We start from the raw sequence: 16,778 nt of genomic DNA on the forward strand, positions 1-16,778 counted from the left end.
TCAGGTCAGGGGATCAGGTCAGGGGATACGGATGCCGGCGGCGCGGAGCTTGGCCTCGATCAGCGCGGCCATGCGGGCCACGGCCGATCCCGGTTCCTCGCCGTGGTGGGCGATCATCTTGTAGCGGGTCGCGGCCTCGGTGCGGGCCTGCAGGCCGGTCACGATCTTCAGTTGTGCGGGGTTGGCGAGATAGTGGTCGGCCATGGCGGTGGCGAGCTCCTCGATGCGCGGGTCGTCCGGCTCCCAGGACGCGGCTTCGATGCCGCGCTTGATCAGGGCGACGCCCCGGGGGTCTTCGAGGGCGAGCTCGACATCGCCGAGGTAGTCGTCGAAGCCCTCCGGGACCAGGGCCTTGGCCAGTACCCAGCCCTCCCTGGTGGCCGCCACCTCGTCCGCGGGGAAGCCGAGGTCGGCCATCCGCTCAAGGAGCGCCACGGCACGATCGGGCAGCAGAGCGCGATTGCCGTCGGCGAGCCGGTGCAGTGTGTCCCGCCGCGCGGTCAACTCCTCGATACGGTCGGTCAGTTGTCGCTCGACGTCGGCGAGCGCGGTGGCGAACTGCGCGGCGTCGGCGTCGAGCAGGGGCTCGATCTCGGCCAGCGGCACCCCGGCGGCGGCCAGCGTGCGGGCCTGCACAAGGCGCAGCAGGGTCTCCGACCCGTACCGCCGGTAGCCGGAGCTGTCACGCTCCGGCTCCGCGACGAGGCCGAGCTTGTGGTAGTGCCGCACCGTCTTCACCGTGACGCCCACGAAGGCCGCCGCCTGCCCGATCGTGACTCCGTGCATCATCAGCTCAGCCTGCCTTGTGCTCGGCTCCGGTGGCCACGGGGCGTACGGGTCACGGGTGTTCAGCCCGCCGGCTGGGTCGCATCGGTCTGCCCGCCGCCGAAGACCTGACCCAGGAGCCTTTCCTGTGCGCTCTGGAACGCTGCCCCGATGGACAGCTCGGCGTCGTCCACACAGGTCAGTCCGGCGGTCAGGGTCTTGCTGCCGTCGGCGGTGCTGTACATCAGCGCCACCGAACCCCCCATGGCGCCGTTGTGGTGGAAGACGGTGCCGCCGCCCGGGCCCAAGTCCTGCACGAAGACCCCCAGGCCGTAGCCGGCCTTCGTTTCCGGTGTGCGCATCTCGGCAAGCAGCCCGTCCGGCAGGAGCTTGCCGCCCATCAGCGCGGAGAAGTAGGTGTGCAGATCCTGAGTCGTCGAGATCATGTCACCACCGGCCGCAGCCCAGGAGGGGTTCTGCCGGCTGATGTCGAGCGTCTTCTCCTGACCGGCGTCCTCGTAGCGGTAGTAGCTGTGGTTGTACGGCTCCGGGATCTCCGGCGAGGCACCCGGCGCCACGGTGCCGGTCATCCCCAGCGGTCCCAGGATCAGCCGCTGCAGCTCCTCGGCGAACGAGCGGCCGGTGACCTTCTCGATCACCAGGCGGGCGAGTACGTAGTTGGTGTTGGCGTAGCTCCAGTCCGTCCCCGGCTCGAACCGCGCCGGCCTGGACAGCGAAAGGCGTACCAGTTCCTCCGGCTGATAGGTCTTGAACCGGTTGGCCGGCCACGCTTTCCCCTCGGGTCCGTAGGGCATGGAGACCCCCAGCTCAAGGGTCCCGTCCGCGTTGACCTCACCGGTGTGGTTGAAGATCCCGCTGGTGTGCTGCAGCAGCATCCGTACGGTGATCCGTGGGTCGAGGCCGAACCAGTGCAGGTGGTCACCGGCCGGGGTGTCCAGGCCGATCCTGCCCTCGGCCGCCAGCAGGAGCAGCGAGGTGGCGATGAAGTTCTTGGTGGTGCTGCCGATACGGAAGTGCCCGTCGGCCAGTGCCTTGCCGCTCTGCCCCAGCTCGCGGGCCCCGGCGCTGCCGACCCACTCGCCGCGCTCGTCGTTCACCCGGAGCTGGATGCCGACGAAACCGGTCTCGACGAGCTCCTCGATCGTCTTCTGGAGCTCCGGGCGGTCGTGCGTCTGGTGAGAAACGGTGGTGGTCGTGGTGGAAACGGTGGCGGACATATCGCTCTCCTCGGTCTGTTGTGCCCGGTCCGGTGCCGGGCCGATACGAGGAGCGTTCACCCTGACCTAAGCGCAACCTCAACTGTGTTCTGGGTCACAGTCGTTGGGTGACGAGTACGACGAGAATCCGAAGAGTTCGATGAACCCGAGAAGCCGAAGCATGCGAAGAAGCAGGAAGGCAGGCAGCGCCATGAGCGTTCTCGACTCCCCGATCCCGCGGTTCCACCTGGCCATGCCGGTCGACGACCTGGCCGCCGCCCGCCGGTTCTACGGTGATGTGCTCGGCCTGGAGCAGGGCCGCAGCGCGGACACCTGGATCGACTGGAATCTGCAGGGCCATCAGTTCGTCACCCACCTCGCACCCGAGCGCACGCCGCGCATACACAACCCGGTCGACGGCCATGACGTCCCGGTACCGCACTTCGGTCTGATCCTGGCGGTCCCGTCGTTCCACCGGCTCGCCGACCGGCTGCGCGAGGCGGGGACGGAGTTCGTGATCGAGCCGTATGTGCGCTTCGAGGGGCAGAGCGGCGAGCAGTGGACGATGTTCCTGCTCGATCCGGCGGGCAACGCCCTGGAGTTCAAGGCGTTCGCCGACGACACCCAGGTGTTCGCCCCCTGAATGCCGGGGGGGGGGCGGCCCGGGGCGGCAGGCGGCACGCCCGGTGCTGACGGATTGCCAGCAGAAGCGTATGCCTCCTGTGGTAACCATTGGTGACCAGGCAGGGCGAGGTGACTCCCGAGGCAGTGCCGATGACGCACGCTCACGACAGGTGGTGAGGACGAGGTGAACACCCCTCAGGGCCCCGCGGCGCGGGAGACGACGGATGCGCTGCGGGGTGACCTGTTCGACCCCGACTGTCCGACCCGTCGCCTCCTCGACCGCATCGGCACGAAGTGGACGTCGATGACCGTGAAGGTCCTCGCGGAGTCCGATCCGGCCGAGGTCCGCTTCGCCGAGCTGCGGCGCCGGATGCCCGGTGTCTCACAGAAGATGCTGTCCACGACGCTGCAGAGCCTGGTGCGCGACGGTCTGGTCGCGCGTCGGGTGGAGGCGACGGCGGTGCCGCCGCGGGTGCATTACCGCCTGACCGCACTCGGCCTCACCCTGGAGGAACCGCTCGCCGCGCTTCGCGTCTGGGCCGAGAAACACATGGCCGAGATCGAGCGCGCCAACCTCGCGAGCGCGGCGGCGGCCGACGGCACCGGCAAGGGTTAGGGCGTAGCCGACGCGTCGTCCCACAGGTCGCAGTGGTGGGCCTGGGCGAGGTGGGGCGTCGTGGTGGTGCCGCCCGCTGACGTCGTGCGCAGCTGCAGTACGTGGCCCGGCTCGCGGCTCTGCTCGGGCATGTCTCGCTGGCCGGGTGCGCCGGGCGGTGAGCCGTGCAGGAACGAACCCCAGTACGCGGTCATCTGGGCCGACAGGGCCTTTTGTCCGGCGTCGAAGGCGGCGGCGCGGCCGTAGGGCTTGAACAGGTAGTTCAGCTCGGCGGCGTGCGTGGCGCCGAAGTCGAAGTCGGCGTTCTGCGGCAGTGACGCGAACAGTGGCGAGCTGCGGTCGGCGAACTCGTACGCGTACACCTGGCCGCGCCGCGCCAGGGCGGCGTCCACGCGCAGTGCCGGGCAGGCGAAGAGCTGGTCGCCGAAGGCGGCGGCGTAGGCATAGCCGGGCCGTTCGTAGGTGCCGGACGGGTAGCGCTTGAGGGCCTTGGCGCCGGTGTGTTCACCGAAGGCGGAGGTCAGGGCACCGGGATAGGCGTCCTTGGTCAGCGGGCGGCCCCAGCGGTCGAAGGAGTCGTACGCGAAGACCAAGCCCTCGTGGCTGTTGGCACCGTTCATGACGGGCACCCGCGCGGCACGGCCGGCGGCGAAGGCGTCCGCGGGCGGCTCGGGCAGGGCCTGGGTGCCGGTGGTGTACGTCCAGTCCGAGGCACCGGTGCCCTCCTGGGCGTCCAGGACCTCCTTGATGGGCCGGGAACGCAGGCAGGCGGCGGCAGTCGAGGGCTGTGTGCAGCCCAGCTTCTTGGCGAAGGCGAGGCCTGCAGCCTCGGCCCGGTCGCGCGGCCGGCCCGCGCAGTCGCCGAAGGCGCCGCTCTGGATGATGGCCGCCCGGTACAGGCCGTGACTGCCCGGTGCGGCGAGCTGGCTGCAGACGGCGCCGCCGCCGGCCGACTCGCCCGCGAGGGTGACCCGGTGCCGGTCGCCGCCGAAGCGGCCGATGTTGTTCTGCACCCAGCGCAGTGCCTGCTGCTGGTCGAGCAGCGCGAAGTTGCCCGTGGTGCCGGGCAGGGTGAGGAAACCCGAGGCGCCCAGGCGGTAGTTGAGGGTGACGACGACGGTGCCGGTCCTGCGGGCGAAGGTGTCGGGCAGGATGTCGCGCGCTGCGCCGCCGATGTTCGCGCCGCCGTGGATCCACACCATGACCGGCAGTCGCGACGTCCGGTGAGCTGCGGCCGGGGTGAAGACGTTGACGTCGAGACAGCCCTCGGTGGTGCGCTGCTTCTCGTGGCCCGGGGCCCAGTAGGTGTTCTGCGCACAGTCGTTGCCGTAGGCGGTCGCCTCCCGTACGCCGTCCCAGGCGGCGGCGGGGCGCGGCGGGCGCCAGCGCAACTGGCCCGTCGGGGGCTGCGCGTAGGGGATGCCGAGGAACTGGCGGCCCTCGTCGGTGCGCTCGCCACGGACCCAGCCGTCCGCCGTGCGGACCAGGGTCGGCCGCTCTTGCGGCGCGGCGTGGGCGGGCTGCGGGGGGAGTGAGGGGGCGGCGAGGGCGAGTGACGCGGCGGCGAGGGCGAGCGTCGGCCCGAGCCTGCGTGCTCGGCGCCGAAGGCTCGGGAGGAGAAGTCTCGGGGGGAGAAGTCTCGCGGGGAGAATCATGAGGACTCCTGATGGCAGGGTGCCCATGTGGGCGGAGCGAGCATAGGTGCTCGGTGCCATAGGTGACTAGTGTCATAGGCGTGGGCCGTGCACAACGAGACGGCCGGACCAGACAGCCGGACCAGACGGCCGAACGAGATGGCAGGACAGAGATGAAGTTCGAGCATGTGCTGCTCGGTTTCGTGGCGATGCGCCCCTGCACGGGCTACGACCTGAAGCGATGGCTGGAGAGCGAGATGAGCCGCATGGTGCGGCTGCCGCATCAGCACAGCCAGATCTACCGCACCCTGGCCCGTATGTCCGCCGACGGCTGGGTGGACCACACGGTGGAGCGCAACGAGGGCCGCCCCGACTCCAAGGTCTACCGCGCGACCGACGCGGGCCTGAGCGAGCTGCACACCCGGCTCGCCGAGCCCTACACCCCGGCTCCCGACTTCGGCGACCCCGAGTTCCTCATGCGCTACACCTTCGCGATCTTCGGCACCCAAGAGCAGCAGATCGCCCTGATCCGCACCGAGTTGGCGGCCCGGCGCGCCCAGACGGAACGCTTCCGCGCGCGGGAGATCCGTGACGAGCCATGGCTGCCCGGCGTGGACCGGGCCCGGATGAACCGCATCCTCGACCACGTCCACGGCTGCAAGGAGCATGCCCTTGAGGCCCATGTGCGGTGGCTGGAGGAGGTGCTGGCGGAACTGACGGGATGACTCCTCTTCAGGCTCCCGGGGCGCCGGGGCTGCCTGGGGGCTCCCGGGTCAGATGACGCGGAAGAGGTCGGCGGCGGCGTGCACGTCGGTGAGGTCCTCCACGGAGCGGAGGTTGTCGCACAGTGCCTCCAGGACCGAGTCGGCTGCGGCGGCGCGCGGGGCGCCGATGACCACGCCGAAGACCCGGAAGCCCAACCGGTGCTTGGCGTCGTTCCAGCCGCGCAGCCACTCCTCGCTGACGCCGCAGTCGTCATCGGTGATTATCACGATGTCGCCGCGCATGCGGGAGGCGTCGTTGAACTCCCGCTCCAGGAGTTCGCCGGCCGCCGACAGCGGCGTCTGATAGCTGGTCCCGCCGCCGAGGAAGGTCTCCGCGAAGTCGACAACCCGGTCGATGCCGGCGGGCTCGCCGGCCGGGAAGCGGCATACCTGGATCTTGCCGGGGGCGGAGAAGAGGATGCCGACGAAGTCGCGTCCGGCATGGCGGGCCTGGTCGAGGAGCGCTAGCGCGCACGCCTTGGCCCACGCCTCCCGGGTGATGCCGCCCGGCCCCGCCTCGTACATGGAATGCGAGGTGTCCACGCACGCGATGACAGCGCCCCGCCCGGTGGTCTGCTCGCCCTGGCTGTCGTAGAGCATCAGCTCCCCGGCGGCGTACCGCACGGCGAACACCGCACGCAGCTCGGGCAGTCCGAGGTTGGCGAGCTCGGAGGGGATGACGCGCGAGAGGTCGTTGCCGAGCGTGACGCCGACCAGTTCCCCGGTGGCGTTCTCCACCTTGTGGGCGCGCTCACCGTCGGCCATCTGCCGGAAGCGGCCGATCAGTTCGGCCCACTGCGCGAGACGGCCGGTGCGCAGCCGCTCGGCGAGCTGGGCGCGCCGGTCGAACGGCATGCGCTCCAGTTCGCCGGGACCGACGCCCCAGGCCCGCATCAGCGCGGCCTCCTCGCGCACGGCGTCGGCGGCCTTGGCTGCCGCGTCGCGCGCGCCGGCCCGGATACCGGGGGCCGCCGCCGCGAGGAACTGCGCGACGCCCTGGGCGGCCCGCTGCTCGGTGGCCTCGGCGGCCTTCGCGTCCTCGATCGCCTGTCGTACGGCGTCGGAGGCGGGATCCGGCACGGTGCCGTCCTCGTCGGCCGCGTCAGCGGCCTGCCGGAGCGCCTCGACGACGGCGCTCGCCGCGTCCTCGGCGTCCTGCTTCGCCTTTCGCGCCCGCTCGGCCTGTTCCCCGGCCTCCTGGGAGCGCTCAAGGATCCGGCGCAGGGTGCCTGCCTGGGCGAGTACGGCCATGGCGGCGGCGTAGGGGTCGCCTGCCGTCTCCCGGCGCAGGCCTGCGAACTCCGGTGCGGCCAACAGCGCGGTGATGGCCTGGTGGTTGACCAGCCGTGAGGGGTCCATCTCCGTACGCTCCCGCACGCGCGGGGCGACCTTGTAGGCGGCGAGGAACGCGTCGGTCAGAAGGTCGGTCATGGGGCTGACGGTGCTGTCGCCGGTGCCGTCAGCGGACTGGTCGGCGGCGTGGTTGTCGCGCTCGGCCAGCTCCTCTGCCAGCTCGCGCAGAGCCGCCGACTGTTCGTAGGTGTCGCGCCAGGTGAGCCGGTCGAACCGGTCCGCGACGACGGCCGCGGTGTGCAGCTCGGGAGCGGCGGCGGACACGCTCAGCCACGGCCCGGCCCCGCTCGCCAGCTTGTCGAGCTTGGTCTGTGTCTCGCTCACGCCCTGATCCCCTCCCGTCCTGATCCCCTCCCGCCCTGCTCCCTTCCCGCCCTGATCCCCTCACGCTCTGATCTCCGCCTAGTGCCCTCGTGTCTGGAGCTGGGCCTGCACCATGCTCGCGTCCAGGCCGAGGGCCTCGGTGAGAACCCGGGCGCGGACGGCGCGCTGGCGGGCGGTGATGCGGTCGAGGGTGGCGGTGGAACGGCCGGTGACGACCGCCTCCTCGCGCAGTTTCTCCAGCCGCTTGCCCGCCACGGCGAGTTGGTTGTGAGCCTTCTTGATGACCCAGTCGCTCAGCGCCTCGCGGGACTGCCCGGCCATGGCGTCGAGCTGGGCCTCCAGCTCATCGACGGCGTCGGCCAGGTCGAGCGCCTCCTTGGCGTCGGGGTTGACCAGTTGCAGCACTTCGCGCTCGACGGCCGGGCGCTGGGCGGGGGAGTCCCACAGCACGTGGGTCAGCACCGACAGGTCGGTCTCGGCGACCGCCGGACGGCCGTCGAGGTACGCGGACGCCTGGAGCAGTCCGACGGCCTGCCGCCAGCGGCGGTCGGAGGCGATGAGTTCCTTGCGTCGCAGGGCGGCCCGCAGCGCGCACACCGCGTCCACGATCGCGTCGGGGACGTGCACGGCGGGAACTCCTTCGGTCACGGCGGACTGCAGCGCGGCCAGTTCGAGAGTGGTCCGTGGCGGCGGCGCCGGGCGGCTGACGGCGGAGCGGACGAGGGCGGCGAAGTTCGATGGGTCCGTGAGGTAGCCGACCTCGATCCGCACCAGGAGCCGGTCGTAGATCGCGGCCGTGTCCTCGCCGCCGGGCAGTTCGTTGCTCGCCGTGATCGCCCCGATCAGGGGGCAGTGGATCGGCTCGCCGCCGCTCTCGGGGTGGTAGATCCGCTCGTTGAGGTAGCCGAGCGTCTCGTTCAGCGCCGCGGTGGAGCACTTGAATATCTCGTCGATGAACGCGACATGTGCGGTCGTGGCGCGGCCGTCGTAGACCTGGCGGTACTCGCCCCGGGCCAGTGCGGCGACGTCGATGGGGCCGAACATCCTTGTCGGCGCGGTGAACTTCGACAGGAGGATCTCCCAGTACGACGCTCCTTCGAACCGGCTCGTAAGCTCCCGGGCCATTTCGGACTTGGCCGTTCCGGGCGGGCCGAGCACCAGCGAGTGCCGGCCGGCGAGCAGTGTCACGACCAGTGTCCGCACCACGTCGGCCCGTTCGTAGAAACGGTCCGACAGCTCGTCGGTGATCGCCCGCAGCCGCTTGGCGGTGTCCTGCGCGTCCTGCGCGATAGGTACGTCCGGTGCGTCCGCTGCGTCCTGATCTACCTGTACGTCCCGAGCTTGCTGTGTATCCATGAGACGGTCCTTTGCCGGTGCAAGATCATGGGCGGGCCCCGATGCCCATCGATCCTCCGATCTCCCGTTGGCGCCCAAAGTACGTCGTCACGCCAAGGCCGGCCGACCCGCCCTCCGGCCCCGCGGCCCGGTACAGGACGGCCGGCCCCAACGGCCGCGAAAGAGGACCTAGCGCTGCTCCACCTCACTCAGCAGTGCTTCCAGAGCCTGCCGGCGCTCGGCGTTCCGTTCGTCCTGGAGCAGTCGCTGACCCAGCACCAGGCACAGGTGGCGGCCGCGGTCGTGGCGTCCCAGCAGTGATCGGCCATCAGTGTCGTGGCCGCCGCTCCGAGTGCCGCGAAACTCGCGTCGGGATGACGGCTGCGCACGGCGCCCGGCCGACGGCGCAACGCCTCGGGGAGACGGCCGTTGCCGTGGTCCGCCTCACTGAGCGCGGGGTCGAAGGCCGGATGCTCGGCGCGCAGGGCGCCCTGCCAGGCGTGCGGCCAGTCGGTGAAGTCATAGGGCGGGGCGTCGTTCCAGCCGCAGGTCACCATCAACGTGCCCTGCACGCCCACGACTTCGCGAAGGGCGTCGATGACGGTCTGCGGGCCGCCCGCCACGTATCCGATCGCGGACATCCGCGTGTGGAACATGACGATGTCGCCGACGGTGAGACCGAGCGCGGTCAGGTCCCGCACGAGCCGGCTGCGGGTGACGGGGCCGTCGGCCCGCCTGAGTGACGCCAGTTCGTCCATGGCGAGGAACGTACTCGTGGCGCGTGCCACAGCGGGCCGTGACAGCCCGCTGCGCAGGGCCGGAAGCCGGTCGCCGTCATAGGCTGATCCCGCATGAGGGACAGGGGGCAAGGGACAGGAGGCAGAGGTGACCGGGACGACACCGGCCGGGGCGCCGGCCGAGGTGATGACTGAAGTGATGGCCGAGCTTGCCGGGCTCGAGGACCCCAAGGTCCGCGCGGTGAACGAGAAGCACGGTGACGATCACGGGGTGAACCTCGGCAAGCTGCGCGCGCTCGCGAAGCGGCTGAAGACACAGCAGGAACTCGCAGTCCGGCTCTGGGAGTCCGAGGACACCGCGGCGAGGCTCCTCGCGCTCCTGATCTGCCGCCCGAAGGCATTCGGCCGTGACGAGCTGGATGTCATGCTGCGCGAGGCCCGCACACCCAAGGTCCACGACTGGCTCGTGAACTACGTGGTCAAGAAGAGCCCGCACGCCGAAGAGCTGCGCGTGGCCTGGTGTGCCGATCCGGATCCGGTGGTCGCGAGCGCCGGCTGGGCACTGACCACGGAACGCGTGGCGAAGAAGCCCGAGGGCCTCGATCTGGCCGGGCTGCTCGACCTCATCGAGGCGGAGATGAAGGACGCCCCTGATCGCCTGCAGTGGGCCATGAACCACTGCCTCGCCCAGATCGGGATCGAGCACCCCGAGCACCGTGCCCGTGCCATCGGCATCGGTGAGCGCCTGCAAGTGCTCAAGGACTACCCGACGTCCCCGGGCTGCACGTCCCCGTTCGCACCCACCTGGATCAACGAGATGGTGCGCCGGCAGGACGGCAAGACCGTGGCCTGAGCGTCGGTGGATGGGGTCGTCGTCCCGGGCTGCGCGGGCATGCGGCAGTGTGACGTCCGTTTACCGCCAGCACCCGCACGTGCGCCGAACCAGCATGGGCACATGACCAGGTACACCGTGCTCCCCATTGACGCGGCCGTTCTCAGGCAACTACGGATTGCCGATGACGCGGGCCGCCCTTGCGCCCCGTACATCGCGACCCACGACGACGTGGGCTCGCCGCTGCGCTGCTGCCTGCGCCCCATCGCGCTCGGCGAGCGGATCGCCCTTGTCTCGTATGCCCCGTTGCGTCGTTGGGCCGCCGCGAGGGGGGTGGATCCGGGCGCCTACGACGAGCAGGGTCCCGTCTTCATCCACGCCGATGACTGCGGAGGGTTCACCCCCGGCGCGACGTACCCCTTCGCCCGGCCGAGCGCCTTGCGCACCGTGCGTCGCTATGACGCCCGGGGCCGTATCGCCGGTGGCCGCCTGCTGGAGATTCCGGCCGACGCCACGGCCGGCTTCGATGCGGCCTTCGACGCTGCGTTCAGCGACCCGGACGTGGTGCTCGTGCAGGTCAGGGCACTGGAGTACGGATGCTTCCACTTCGAGGTGCGACGGTCGGACCCCTCTGGATCGATCGGCTAGGACTCGTCGCCGGTGCCGCTGGTGCCGAGCAAGGCGTCGACGTGGGCCGCGAGTGAGGACCGCAGGTCTTCGGGTGCCGTCTCCTGTTCGTCGACCAGGTACACCACCAGGTCGGCGCGGATGGCGGCCAGCAGCGCGTGCGCGGTGAACGCCGCGTCGTGGACGCCGGGTACCTGGTCCAGTTCCGCGCGGAGGGTCTCGTGCCACCATCCGTAGTGCCCGGCCTGGTACGGGCTGCTGACCCCGGCGTCCTCCGCGGCGGCCATCAGATGCCGGTTCTCGATTTTGAACCGCAACGAGGCGTCGAGGAGATCCTTCACCCGCTGCCGGGGCGAGGCCCCTTCTGCTTCCTGCGCTTTCCGCACGGCCTGTTGGAGCGGTTCGAGGCGGGCGGAGATGAGGGCGCCGATCAGGCCGGCCCGGTCGCCGAAGCGGCGGAAGAGCGTGCCTTTGCCCACTCCCGCGGCCGCGGCGATGTCGTCCATCGACACGCTGTGCGGGCTGCTGCTGGCGGCGAAGAGGGCGTCGGCGGCGGTCAGTACGGCTTCCCGGTTGCGCAGGGCGTCCGCCCGCTCGGAGCGCTGGGCCACGGGGGGCCTCCTATCGTCACCTGTGGCGTTGTGGCGTTGTACGCGGTGCGCTGAAGAATTGCAGGTCAGCCGAGGCTCCGTCGAATTCGTCTCTCTCAGCGCAACTCCCGCTCAGCGCAACTCCCGCTCAGCGCAACTCCCGCTCGACGAACGCGCGGAGCGTGCCCGGCGCGCGGCCGGTGATCCGCCGGACGGTGTCCGTGGTGCGGTCCTCGGCTCCCTCGGCGATGGCACGGTCCATCCCGGCCAGCATGGTGGCGAAGTCGAGGGGGAGCTCGGCCGCCCAGCGGTCCCGCAGCTGCTCGAACGTCAGGTGCCGGTGCTCCACGCGCCGCCCCGTGACCTCGGTGATGGTCGCGGCGACGTCGCCGTAGCTCACGGCCTGCGGGCCGGTGAGGATCAGGTCGGTGTTCGGGGCCTGCTCGGTGGTCAGCGCGGTTACGGCGACGGCGGCGATGTCGGCCGCGTCGATGAACCCGACACGGCCCTCTCCGGTGGCGGTGAGGATGGCCCCGTCCTCGCGGATGCTGCGCGCGTGCGGCATGGCGCCGGTGAAGTTCTGCAGGAACCAGGACGGCCGCAGCACCGCCCACTGCCCGAACATGCCGGGCAGCGCCTCGTGAACCTGGCCCACCGCCGGACCGCCTGCGGGGATCGCCGATGAACTCAGCAGCACCGCACGGTGCACGCCCGCCGCGCGGGCTCGGCGCAGAAAGGGCAGCATGACCGCGGCCGGGTCGGAGGCGCCGACGGGCGGGACGAGGTAGACGCGGCCGACGCCGTCGAGGACGCTGTCGTGGCCCGACGGCTCGTACCAGTCGAAAGCCACCGCCTGCGCGCCCGCGACCGGGGTGGCGCGCCGGCTCGCTGCTCTGACGCGATGGTGCGCGGCGACAAGCCCGGCGGTGACACGGCTGCCGGTGGTCCCAGTGGCCCCGATGACGAGCGTCGTAGCGGAGTCGGCGGAGGCAGCGGAGTCGGCGGAGGCAGTGGGCATAGCGGGAGTTCTCAACGGTTCTCCGTGAAGTCGAGGCCCGGCTCCTGGACCGCGAGCGGATTCCAGTAGTCGCGGTACGAGGTGATGTGCCCGGCGTCGACCGTGACCACGGCGATGTAGGTCATGTCGAAGGGGCGTCCGGTCTGCACCAGGCGCCCGACTCCGCGCATCTCCACCACGATCGTCTCCGGGGCGGTGGTCTGGTGGATCTCGACCCGCGGGAAGTTGTGGAGGTCGATGTGGTCGGGATAGTGGCGCATGTAGTCCGCGACGGCCTGCTTGCCTTCGAGGCGGTCGGGCCAGTCCTGTGGGGCGAAGGGGAACTCGAAGACACAGTCCTCGTCGAACAGGTCGACCCAGGCGGGAATGTTCTTCTCCAGCAGCAGCCGCAGTCCGTGGCGGAACAGCTCCGCCGGTGCCGTCGGCACCGGCGCGGCCGTCGCAGGCATGGGTATGGGCATGGTCGAACGACCCCGTTCTGCTCGATGACTCACATCGACTGCTCACATCGACCACTCGGATCGATGGCTCACGTCGACGACTCGAAACGGACCGCCAGTCCGCATAGCGGAACCGTAACGGACCACTAGTCCGCTTCGCAAGCCCCGGCGGCGGCCCGACCGCGACCGGGCCGCGCAGGTCTTTGGGCCCCCGGCAGCGCCCTCCGCAGCGGACCTTCCGCGCCCGATACAGGTCTTCTGCGGCCGAGATGATCGATCAAATGGAGGTTTCATGGGGGAGGCAGCGACGCCGGACGTATGCGGAGGTCTCTCATGGCGGTCGAGGAAAAGCGCGGATACTGCACGCTCTGCAAATCCCGCTGCGGGGCGATCTTCACCGTCGAGGACGGCCGCCTGACCGGAGTGCGTCCCGACCCGGAGCATCCGACGGGGGCCGCGATGTGCCCCAAGGGACGGTCCGCGCCCGAGATCGCGCACAGCACGGGACGGCTGACCACGCCGCTGCGGCGTACGAACCCCAAGACCGATCCGGACCCGGGCTGGCAGGAGATCTCCTGGGACGAGGCGATGGCCGAGATCGCCTGCCGCGTCGCGGACATCGCGGCCGAGAGCGGGCCCGAAGCGGTCGCCTTCGCCGTGGCCACGCCGAGCGGTACCGCCGTGTCGGACGCCACCGAGTGGATCGAGCGTTTCGTACGCCACTTCGGCAGCCCCAACACCGTCTACAGCGCCGAGATCTGCAACTGGCACAAGGACTTCGCCCACGCCTTCACCTTCGGCGCGCCTCTGCCGCCGCCGGACTACGCCCACGCCGACCTGGCGCTGCTGTGGGGCTTCAACCCGGCCAAGACCTGGCTCGCCCAGTCCGCCGCCGTCTCCGCCGCGCAGGCCCGCGGCATGAAACTCGCCGTGGTCGACCCCCGGCGCTCCACCAGCGCCCTGCGGGCCGACCAGTGGCTGCGGGTGCGGCCGGGCACGGACGCCGCGCTCGCCCTGGGCCTCGCCCATCTGCTGATCCAACAGGGCACGTACGACCAGGAGTTCGTCCGCGCGTGGACCAACGCCCCGCTCCTCGTACGCCGCGACACCGGCCGCTTCCTGCGCGCGGATGAGCTGGCCGAGAGGGCCGAGAGGACCGAGAGGGCCGGGGGCGCCGGAGAGGTCGTGGAGGGGTTCGTCGTCCATGACCTGGACACCGGGCTCGTCGAGGCGTACGACACCCGCCAGGCGGCACAGCGGCCGGAGCGGTTCGCGCTGTTCGGCACCGTCGACGTGAAGACCGCGGACGGCGGCGTCGTCGAGTGCGTACCCGCGTTCCAGGAGTACGCCGACGCCTGCGCGCAATGGCCCGCGGAGCGGGTGGCGCGGACCACCTGGATACCCGAGCGGGAGATCCGGGAGCTGGCGGCGGAGATCGGCGCCGCGCGTTCGGTGACGTACTACGGCTGGACCGGTGTCGGCCAGAGCGCCAACGCCTCGCAGACCGAGCGGGCCCTTGCCACCCTGTACGCGCTGACCGGGTCCTTCGACGCCGAGGGCGGCAACCACGTCGCGCCCCCGCCGCCGTACAACGCGGCCACACACTTCGGCCAGTTCGTCCCCGAGCAGCGCGCCAAGGCGCTCGGCCTGGACAAGCACCCCCTGGGGCCGCCCTCGTTCGGCTATGTCAACGCAGGCGATCTGTGCCGGGCCATCGAGGACCAACAGCCCTATGCGGTAAGGGCGTTGATCGGATTCGGCTCCAACCTCGTGGTCGCGCAGCCGGACTCGGACCGGGTCGCGCGAGCCCTGCGGCAGCTCGAATTCCAGGTGCACCTCGACCTGTTCGCCAACCCGACCAGCGCCACCGCCGACATCGTCCTGCCCGTGAACAGCGCCTACGAGCGCGAGGCGCTGCGCTTCGGCTTCGAGATCGGCCACCGGGCCCAGGAGCAGGTGCAGCTGCGGCCGCAGCTGGTCGAGCCGCAGGGCCGGTCACGCTCCGACACGGAGTTCGTCTTCGACCTGGCCTGCCGCCTCGGCATGGGCGAGCAGTTCTTCGACGGGGATATCGAGGCGGCCTGGAACTGGCAGCTGGAACCGCTCGGCCTGACGGTCGAGGACCTGCGCGAGCAGCCCGGGGGAGTGCGCATCCCGCGCCCGCTCGCCCACCGCAAGTACGCCACCCAGGACGACGCCGGGCTCGTCACCGGCTTCAACACTCCCACCCGGCGCGTCGAGCTGTATTCGCAGCGGCTGCACGACCACGGCTACCCGGCCGTGCCCGAACACCGCGAACCCACCCCCACCGACACCTCCTTCCCGCTCGTGCTGACCTGCGCCAAGCACGGCTACTTCCTGCACAGCCAGCACCGCTCCGTCAGCTCCCTGCGCCGCCGCGCCACCGACCCCTCGGTGGACCTGCACCCCGAGACGGCGGCCGCACACGGCATCGGCGAAGGCCAGTGGCTGGAACTGACCACCCGGAACGGGTCGATCCGCCTCCGTGCCCGCTTCGACGACTCGCTGCACCCGTCGGTGGTGGTCGGCGAGTACGGCTGGTGGCAGGGCGCGACCGACCTGGGCCTGCCCGGCACCGACCCGCTGTCCGCGTCCGGCGGCAACTTCAACCGGCTTGTCGACCACGCCGATTCCGATCCGCTCAGCGGTTCCGTGCCGCTGCGCTCCGCGGCCTGCCGTATCGCCCCCGCGCCCGCCGACGGCACCTGGACGGGCACCCGCCCCTTCACGGTCACCGCGCTCGGCGACGAAGGGCCCGGCGTGCGCACCCTGCGCCTGGAGGCGGCGGACGGCGGCCCCCTGCCCGACTACCGGCCGGGCCAGCACCTCGACGTACGCGCCGAGAACGCGGACGGAACCCCACAGGAACCGGCGCGGGCCCGCAGCTACTCCCTGACCGGCGCGGCCCTCGACCCCGGCCGCCGCGCCTACGGCCTCGCCGTACGCCACATCACCGAGGGCGCCTTCTCCTCGTACGTCCACCAGGACCTGAAAGTCGGCGACCGTCTGCACCTGGCCGCGCCCGGCGGCACGTTCGTGATCCCCACCCACACCGACGCCCCCGTGGTCCTGCTCGCCGGCGGCATCGGCATCACGCCCTTCCTGAGCTATCTGGAAACCCTGGCGGCCACCGGCGGCACCGTCCCCGAAGTCGTCCTGCACTACGGCAACGCCAACTCCGCCGACCACCCCTTCCGTGACCGCCTGCGCGAACTCCAGGGCCGTATCCGCCAGTTGCGCGTCATCGACCACTACGCGGCGCCCGCACCCGGCGACGTCCCGGGCCGTGACTACGACCACGAAGGCTTCATCACCGCCGAGGCCCTGCCCGCGGACCTCATCGCCCGCCGCGCCCGCTTCTACCTGTGCGGACCGGCCCCGATGCTCGACTCCCTCACCGCGGGCCTGCGCTCCCTCGGCGTCCCCGCCTTCGAGATCTTCAGCGAACGGTTCCGCGCGGCCACGCAGGAGATAACCCTGCCGGACGACGCGGAGTTCACCGTCACCTTCGCCCGCTCGGGCCGCACCGTGCGCTGGACCAAACCCTCCGGCACGCTGCTCACCTCGGCCGAGAGCGCCGGTCTCACGCTGCCCAGCGGCTGTCGCGTCGGCCAGTGCGAGAACTGCGCCTGCCCGGTGCTCTCCGGCAAGGCGGCGCATCTGGTGACGCCCGACGAAGGGCTGCCGGAGGACTCCGTACTGACCTGCCAGTCCGTGCCGACGTCCGACCTCGTCCTCGACGCGTAGGGGCGCCTCAGGGGAACGGCACCGCAGTGGGGTGCCTCAACTCGTGTCGGTGCTCTGGGTGTTCACGTCCAGGACCTCAAGTCGCGGACACACGCATGCCGCATGTTCCCCGGACCCGCAGTGGGAGCACGCGG

The 16,778-nt window shown here is 71.0% G+C and carries 14 protein-coding genes and 1 pseudogene; 6 read left to right on the forward strand and 9 right to left on the reverse strand.

What is annotated here, in order from left to right; genetic code table 11:
- Positions 1-18: 18 nt before the first annotated feature.
- Positions 19-789 carry a MerR family transcriptional regulator gene (locus ACFQVC_RS07210; protein ID WP_381827758.1) on the reverse strand — a complete coding sequence of 257 codons (771 nt, stop codon included), beginning with the start codon at positions 787-789 and terminating at the stop codon, positions 19-21.
- A gap of 59 nt (positions 790-848) precedes the next feature.
- The gene (locus ACFQVC_RS07215; RefSeq protein ID WP_381827760.1) at positions 849-2,003 is read right to left on the reverse strand and encodes a serine hydrolase domain-containing protein; all 1,155 of its coding nucleotides are present in this window, start codon (positions 2,001-2,003) and stop codon (positions 849-851) included.
- A gap of 190 nt (positions 2,004-2,193) precedes the next feature.
- On the opposite strand from ACFQVC_RS07215, the gene ACFQVC_RS07220 reads away from it, so the two are divergent.
- Positions 2,194-2,625: a VOC family protein gene (locus tag ACFQVC_RS07220; protein ID WP_381828293.1), complete on the forward strand. Its 432-nt coding sequence runs from the start codon at positions 2,194-2,196 to the stop codon at positions 2,623-2,625.
- Positions 2,626-2,790: 165 nt separating this feature from the next.
- Positions 2,791-3,222: a winged helix-turn-helix transcriptional regulator gene (locus ACFQVC_RS07225; RefSeq protein ID WP_381827763.1), complete on the forward strand. Its 432-nt coding sequence runs from the start codon at positions 2,791-2,793 to the stop codon at positions 3,220-3,222.
- On the opposite strand, the gene ACFQVC_RS07230 is transcribed toward ACFQVC_RS07225, so the two are convergent.
- Positions 3,219-4,877 carry a carboxylesterase/lipase family protein gene (locus ACFQVC_RS07230; RefSeq protein WP_381827765.1) on the reverse strand — a complete coding sequence of 553 codons (1,659 nt, stop codon included), beginning with the start codon at positions 4,875-4,877 and terminating at the stop codon, positions 3,219-3,221. The genes ACFQVC_RS07225 and ACFQVC_RS07230 overlap by 4 nt on opposite strands.
- 152 nt (positions 4,878-5,029) lie before the next feature.
- On the opposite strand from ACFQVC_RS07230, the gene ACFQVC_RS07235 reads away from it, so the two are divergent.
- Positions 5,030-5,581, forward strand: a complete 552-nt coding sequence (locus ACFQVC_RS07235; RefSeq protein ID WP_381827767.1) for a PadR family transcriptional regulator — start codon at positions 5,030-5,032, stop codon at positions 5,579-5,581.
- Between the two features lie 48 nt (positions 5,582-5,629).
- Here ACFQVC_RS07235 and ACFQVC_RS07240 read toward each other — a convergent pair whose 3' ends face one another.
- The 3 genes and pseudogenes from ACFQVC_RS07240 to ACFQVC_RS07250 all read right to left on the reverse strand — a co-directional run.
- A complete protein-coding gene (locus ACFQVC_RS07240; protein ID WP_381827769.1) occupies positions 5,630-7,297 on the reverse strand; it encodes a VWA domain-containing protein in 1,668 nt (555 codons plus the stop codon).
- A 78-nt stretch (positions 7,298-7,375) separates the two neighbouring features.
- Complete coding sequence (locus ACFQVC_RS07245; RefSeq protein ID WP_381828295.1) at positions 7,376-8,587, reverse strand: AAA family ATPase; 1,212 nt, start codon at positions 8,585-8,587, stop codon at positions 7,376-7,378.
- A gap of 353 nt (positions 8,588-8,940) precedes the next feature.
- Positions 8,941-9,390 (reverse strand): annotated as a pseudogene (locus ACFQVC_RS07250) (AAC(3) family N-acetyltransferase); the annotation flags it as partial.
- A gap of 166 nt (positions 9,391-9,556) precedes the next feature.
- Here ACFQVC_RS07250 and ACFQVC_RS07255 point away from each other — a divergent pair.
- Both ACFQVC_RS07255 and ACFQVC_RS07260 read left to right on the forward strand, forming a co-directional pair.
- On the forward strand, positions 9,557-10,222 hold the full coding sequence (locus ACFQVC_RS07255) for a DNA alkylation repair protein (RefSeq protein WP_381828297.1): 666 nt from the start codon (positions 9,557-9,559) through the stop codon (positions 10,220-10,222).
- 102 nt (positions 10,223-10,324) lie between these two features.
- A complete protein-coding gene (locus ACFQVC_RS07260) occupies positions 10,325-10,849 on the forward strand; it encodes a DUF1203 domain-containing protein (RefSeq protein ID WP_381827772.1) in 525 nt (174 codons plus the stop codon).
- Here ACFQVC_RS07260 and ACFQVC_RS07265 read toward each other — a convergent pair.
- The 3 genes from ACFQVC_RS07265 to ACFQVC_RS07275 form a co-directional block, all read right to left on the reverse strand.
- On the reverse strand, positions 10,846-11,439 hold the full coding sequence (locus tag ACFQVC_RS07265) for a TetR/AcrR family transcriptional regulator (protein WP_381827774.1): 594 nt from the start codon (positions 11,437-11,439) through the stop codon (positions 10,846-10,848). The genes ACFQVC_RS07260 and ACFQVC_RS07265 overlap by 4 nt on opposite strands.
- A 127-nt stretch (positions 11,440-11,566) precedes the next feature.
- Positions 11,567-12,436 (reverse strand): Rossmann-fold NAD(P)-binding domain-containing protein, encoded by an 870-nt coding sequence (locus ACFQVC_RS07270; protein ID WP_381827776.1) that lies wholly within the window; start codon positions 12,434-12,436, stop codon positions 11,567-11,569.
- An 11-nt stretch (positions 12,437-12,447) separates the two neighbouring features.
- Complete coding sequence (locus ACFQVC_RS07275) at positions 12,448-12,885, reverse strand: nuclear transport factor 2 family protein (protein ID WP_381827779.1); 438 nt, start codon at positions 12,883-12,885, stop codon at positions 12,448-12,450.
- 324 nt (positions 12,886-13,209) lie between these two features.
- Between ACFQVC_RS07275 and ACFQVC_RS07280 the strand changes: the two genes are divergently transcribed.
- On the forward strand, positions 13,210-16,644 hold the full coding sequence (locus ACFQVC_RS07280; protein WP_381827781.1) for a molybdopterin-dependent oxidoreductase: 3,435 nt from the start codon (positions 13,210-13,212) through the stop codon (positions 16,642-16,644).
- Positions 16,645-16,778: the final 134 nt, after the last annotated feature.

This window comes from Streptomyces monticola (assembly GCF_042665355.1).
GTDB lineage: Bacteria > Actinomycetota > Actinomycetes > Streptomycetales > Streptomycetaceae > Streptomyces > Streptomyces monticola.